The following is a 5,083-nucleotide window of genomic DNA, read 5'->3' as shown; positions in this document are numbered from 1 at the left end:
GAGGAGGGGGGGAGGGGGATCCCAATTTTTTTTGAGCGGGGGATACCCCTCTTGCCATCGTTCCGGAATTTTTTGGTAACCGCCGTAAGTCCATGGGAAACGGTGGTTGGATTGGTGGAACCGAGGGGGAGGATCCCCCCTCTTTACCTGATGGAGGGGGGTGTCATCATGCGCTGAAGGGTGGGGGTGCCCCACCCATGGATCTGGTACTGTGCCGTGCCGGCAATTCCGGTTCTGCACGATCACGCCCGATGGCGGGTTCCCGTATTTTCGGTCTTTTTTTAAGCTCCGCCCTGACGTGATGCTGTTTGTAACATTACCGTTGAACGGTATGGTAAAGTAATCTGTGCGAAACCGGATTTTTTTTAACGTGCTAAAAAAATTGTTTGCCGGATTAGGAAAAACGAGATTTTTATCTAGAGCACAATAAAGCGAACTTCAAAGAAAAAAAGTTATACCCTGGTATACAGGTTCCCGTAGATAACCTGTCCCTTTTTCTTCTTGTGGCGCTCTCCCATGTCACCGATGAAGTGGGCAAACTTNNCGACGATCTCGCCGCCGGTCATGTACATGCCGATATCTGAGCCGGCATTGCCCTTGACGAGGATCTTGCCGCCGGACATGCCTCTCCAGTCTCCGCGGTAGGCAGCGCCGAGGTAATTGCCGGCATTACCCTCAACGATCAATTCGCCCCCCTTCATAGCGGTCGCGGCGAATGCCTCGATATTACCCTTCGCGAGGATCTTGCCACCCGTCATCCACGCGCCGACGTACAGATCGGTGTTGCCTTCGATAACAAGCTCCCCGGCGGTCATCTTGAAACCGAGGTACTTCACTTTCTTAACATCGCCTTTGACAACGATCTTCGTGTCAGCTGCAGTTGCACCTGCATTGCCGTTGACCTCGAAATATGTCCCAAGAGTCGAGGTAGTGTTGCCCTCGTGGACAGAGAGTTCTGCGATCTGTGCTGCAGTTTTGCCGGCAAATGCATCGGGAGACACGTTGTCGGCCTCAAGATACAGTGCAGGCGCATTTTTCATGGTAATGGTTACGGTTTCCATCTCGCTCACCTACGCATGCGTTGCATCGACTTCGACCGCGTACGGGTTCGGGACGAATGTGTGCCCGAGTGCTTCGTAGTTGTTCTGCGTCATACTGTAGAACTTCACAAACTTTTCACTGATATCGCGCATGACCTGCGGGTTATCATTGACCTTCGCATTAACCCAGAGCGTGCGTTTATGGCCGGTGCTGATGATCTCGCCGTTCTGGACTACCAGCACGCCGCTCTTGAAGACGGCTGCACAGCGCGAGAACGCTGTCTCAATATCATCGGGGTTTGCAACGGGTTTGTCCGGGTTGAAGTTATAGACTGCAACGTCAGCGTCCATGCCTGGTTTCAGACCGCCGCACATGGCTGAAAGACCAAGAGATTTTGCCGGGCCGGCTCGGGTCATCTGGGCAAGCTCGTACAGCGAGATCTCGCGGTCAAGGCTGCCGATACTGGTCTGGGAAAGGACCTTATCCTTGTGCTTGAAGGCGTTGATCTGGGTCTCACGGGCCTTCTCGGACATCAGCCACTTGATGACACGCGGGTATCGGGTAAACGGACCTGCGTTCGGATGATCGGTAGTGATGTAACAGCGCATCGGGTCCTTCATCATCAGAGGGATCTCAAGGCCGATTGCCCATTGGATCGCACAGACCGAGATGTTCGGGCTGTAGATGTACGGTACGACTCCGGCTGCTGTCTCAAGCTCCACGTCAACATTCGCCCATTTAAGGTGGTTGAGGCCGCAGAGGTGGTGCTCGAACGGGCCGTCCGCCGTCATTGTGGTGGTCTCGTCAAGAGTTACATTACCGGTGTCGATGGTAATGTTCTTGTTCTTGTTCACGTAGTCCGTGACTTCCTTGGCACCAGACTCGAAGTCTCCCCAATTAGTTCCCTTATACGAGTGGAACTGGGTGTGGGTGAGATGCATGACCTGCTCGCGGCCGAACTTGTTTTTGGCCTTGAAGCCTTCTGCGAGTTTCATTGTTTCGAGCGTGGTCTCGTAGCATCCCGGGTTCCCGAGGTTGTTCGGGTGGATGTGCATCGAGTGCGGGAGGCCGAGGTACTCGTTGGCCTCGATGAGTCCCTTGATGATCTCTGCGGGAGTAATGTCGAAATACGGAACCGGGTCGTTAACGGAGAGACAGTTTAGGCCCCATGCCCAAGCTTCAGTCCCGCCGGGGTTGACGACCTTGACTGCGTAACCTTTCGTTACGCGGAGGAGCCAGGCGATGTAGGCGGCGGTGTTCTCAACTTCGTGGTTCTTGAGGTACTCAAGCACGAACCAGTTGTTCCCGAAGACCGGGAATGCACCCTCATCGATAATGGGTGTGTCGCGGATCTCTTCGTGGACGTGGCGCGAAAAGAGCGGGGGCATCGCGGCTTCCATCGCGGTGGTGTAGCCCATCTTTGCGTACTCGTAGCCGGTCTTGAACGTGGTCGGGATCGATGCCCCGCCACCCATCCTCTCCATGCCATGGGTTGGCGTACAGCTGAAGAGCTTGTCCTCGGGCCGGTAGATGCGGCCGAGATTGACCTTGGGCCCTGCGATGTGGGCATGGATCTCCACGGCGCCTGCCATAACGGTCTTGTCCCTGGCATCGATAACTTTTGCCGAGGAGCTGACCTTGTCGACTATCTTTCCGTCCTTGATTGAGATATCTTTCTTGTCGCCTTTGATGCCCTGGACCGGGTCAAAGACATGACCGTTTTTGATGATGTATTCTGACATGGTTATGCCGCCCCCTTGAGCTGTTTTAAGCGGTCGCGGACTTTTATCAGGAACTCTTCATCGGTGAGCATCCCCTCCGGGGGCTCGACTACTTTGCGGCAGTCAATTGGTACGTTGTCCATGCGGTAGCAGTTACCACCGGTCTCGACGCCATTGAAGGCAACCGGGACATGGAGTTTTGAAACACCGGATGTCGGGGTCAGGTGAGGGTCAATGCAGACTGACGGCATGTTGGCGATTGGCTTGACAGCGCTTATCGGGAAGTGTGCACCCGGGTCGCTGCCGATGGTTAACATGGCGTCAATTTCTCCGCGGGTGAGGAGGTCGATCGTACTTGTGTCACCCGGGTTGTAACGAGCAAAGCCGCGGGTAAGGTCGACTGCGTAGGGGAACCCGAACTGCCATGCGAAGACTTCTCCGGAGCCGGTAACATTGTAGTGGCCCCGCATCGGCATGATCGAGAATTTCGTGTACTCGTTGAGATCTTTAGTGACGGCAATTGCCTCATCGATGTTGTGGTTCTTACCAAGAGACTGGGTGACACCCATACCGAAGAAGATGATGCCGAACCGGCCGCTTTTCAGGACATCAGCAGCCTCGCGGATCTTCTCACTGGGTATGCCGGCAACGACATCAGGGAGCCATTCACCCTTAAAGGCAACACGAAGTGCGTCCAGGAGTTCGTAGTCCTGACCCTGTTCCACCTGGAGGTGGATGTCGGCCATCTTGGCGGTGTCGGTGACACGGGGATCAACAACAATCAGCTTGCGGCTCATCTGTCCCTTGCCGGTAAAGAAACCGCGGGGGAAGATGGAATATCGGGACATGTGCCGGGGGTGGGCATGTGCCGGGTTGCAGCCCCAGAAGATAATCCTATCCGCACGGTTCTTGATTTCCCCGAGGGTACAGGAAGGAAGACCGACATCCTGAATTGCAATCAGGGAAGTGCCGTGGCATGTTGCCGCGGTATTGTCACAGCATGCCCGGCTCATTTCGGCAATCTCATTACCCACGCTCTGGGCCTCGCAGTTAGTAGAAGACCAGCCGAACATGAGCGGTTTTTTCGCCTTTGCGAGCATCTGGGCGGTGTATTCAACAGCCTCGTCATAGGAGATCTCCTTCCATGACCCGTCTTCCTGGTGCATCCGCGGACGGGTGATTCGGTCCGATGATTGGGAGTGCAGGAATTTTTCTGTCCCAATCACGCAGGCATTGTCGACTTCGATGAGTTTCTTACCGTCATCGGAAACAATCACTTCAATATCATCACAGAGTGTTCCACAGAAAGGGCAGACCACATCGGTTATAGTCTTGGTCATGCTGTTTTCACCCCACAGAGTTTCTGTACAAGTTCGATACCGAGTAGGATCGGCTCGTTCGCGGCGACTTCCAGTGTCACAGGAGTTCCTTTAAACGTTGGCATCCCCGTTGAGTAGGTGTTCGGATCAATGATGGAGTTTGCCCATGGTCCCATCGGGATAAAAGCAACACCCGGGTGCGGTCCCTGGGAGGTCTCTATCGCTTTGACGACAACGCTGCCATAAGGGCTGGTGACCCTGACATTGGTGTTCTTCCATACGCCGAGTTTTTTAAAGTCGGACTCGTCCATCTCAATAATGCCGGCGGCAGTGCGGTACAAGGGCTTCTCTTTGCCACCTTCGATAGCAACACCCTGCTGGATGGTGCGTCCCGAGATCAGGTTTAAACTGATGTTCTTTGTCATGGTAATCCTCAGAAAACGCTAAAACGGAATCAGGTATCAGGGCTTCTGTTTCAGGCCTCGCTCGGGATCATCTCTCCCTTTCCAGAAAGCCGGATCACATCGAATGGGCAGGCAAGGACACAGACGCCGCAGCCCGCGCAGAGCTCGGCTTTCACGTCAAGGTGTATTGACTTCCCGTTCTTAACTGCGTAAATCTTCTCGTTCGTCACCGGGTCCACCGTATGAAGTTCAAGTGCATCAACCGGACATGCGACGACGCATTGGCCACAACCGGTGCATTTTTCTATATTTACGTGTACTGAAAACGCCATACCAATCACGCCTACTTTGTAGTCGATATTTTCTATGTTATTGAGCCAGTTAATTATAGTTATCTGAATTCACATGAGGGGTATACATAATTCACTAACTCTAATCCAAAAGTTAGAACAAAACATTATACTATGAGCGATACTGGCTCGTATTTGCTCCCTCCATAGAATCATTAAATGAAAAACTTTAATATAGTTAAATGAAGCTAATCAACATTTGCAATACAGATCTTGTGAACAAGACAACAATCCGCTTACAATCGTTA

At 53.2% G+C, this 5,083-nt stretch carries 5 protein-coding genes; all 5 read right to left on the bottom strand.

All coding sequences use genetic code 11. The annotated features are described in order from the left end of the window. Nucleotides 1-452: 452 nt before the first annotated feature. The 5 genes from QZN75_RS00195 to QZN75_RS00175 are packed head-to-tail and all read right to left on the bottom strand — an operon-like array spanning nucleotide 453 to nucleotide 4,817. A complete protein-coding gene (locus tag QZN75_RS00195) occupies nucleotides 453-1,061 on the bottom strand; it encodes a formylmethanofuran dehydrogenase subunit C (RefSeq protein WP_292423182.1) in 609 nt (202 codons plus the stop codon). Between the two features lie 9 nt (nucleotides 1,062-1,070). Next, nucleotides 1,071-2,783, bottom strand: a complete 1,713-nt coding sequence (locus QZN75_RS00190; RefSeq protein WP_292423179.1) for a formylmethanofuran dehydrogenase subunit A — start codon at nucleotides 2,781-2,783, stop codon at nucleotides 1,071-1,073. A 2-nt stretch (nucleotides 2,784-2,785) separates the two neighbouring features. Next, nucleotides 2,786-4,102, bottom strand: a complete 1,317-nt coding sequence (locus QZN75_RS00185; RefSeq protein ID WP_292423177.1) for a formylmethanofuran dehydrogenase subunit B — start codon at nucleotides 4,100-4,102, stop codon at nucleotides 2,786-2,788. Next, nucleotides 4,099-4,506: a molybdopterin dinucleotide binding domain-containing protein gene (locus QZN75_RS00180; protein WP_292423175.1), complete on the bottom strand. Its 408-nt coding sequence runs from the start codon at nucleotides 4,504-4,506 to the stop codon at nucleotides 4,099-4,101. The genes QZN75_RS00185 and QZN75_RS00180 overlap by 4 nt, the downstream gene beginning before the upstream one ends. A gap of 50 nt (nucleotides 4,507-4,556) precedes the next feature. Beyond that, the gene (locus QZN75_RS00175; protein ID WP_292423172.1) at nucleotides 4,557-4,817 is read right to left on the bottom strand and encodes a 4Fe-4S binding protein; all 261 of its coding nucleotides are present in this window, start codon (nucleotides 4,815-4,817) and stop codon (nucleotides 4,557-4,559) included. Between the last annotated feature and the right edge of the window lie 266 nt (nucleotides 4,818-5,083).

Source organism: Methanoregula sp. (genome assembly GCF_003170075.1).
Classification (GTDB): Archaea; Halobacteriota; Methanomicrobia; order Methanomicrobiales; family Methanospirillaceae; genus Methanoregula.
Note: the sequence above shows the minus strand (reverse complement) of the source record. Positions and strands in the feature narration are given on the sequence as shown.

What these genes read in the sequence shown, in the direction of transcription:
- QZN75_RS00190 (WP_292423179.1), bottom strand. Translation starts at nt 2,783, where the DNA reads ATGTCAGAATACATCATCAAAAACGGTCATGTCTTTGACCCGGTCCAG.
- QZN75_RS00185 (WP_292423177.1), bottom strand. Translation starts at nt 4,102, where the DNA reads ATGACCAAGACTATAACCGATGTGGTCTGCCCTTTCTGTGGAACACTC.
- QZN75_RS00180 (WP_292423175.1), bottom strand. Translation starts at nt 4,506, where the DNA reads ATGACAAAGAACATCAGTTTAAACCTGATCTCGGGACGCACCATCCAG.
- QZN75_RS00175 (WP_292423172.1), bottom strand. Translation starts at nt 4,817, where the DNA reads ATGGCGTTTTCAGTACACGTAAATATAGAAAAATGCACCGGTTGTGGC.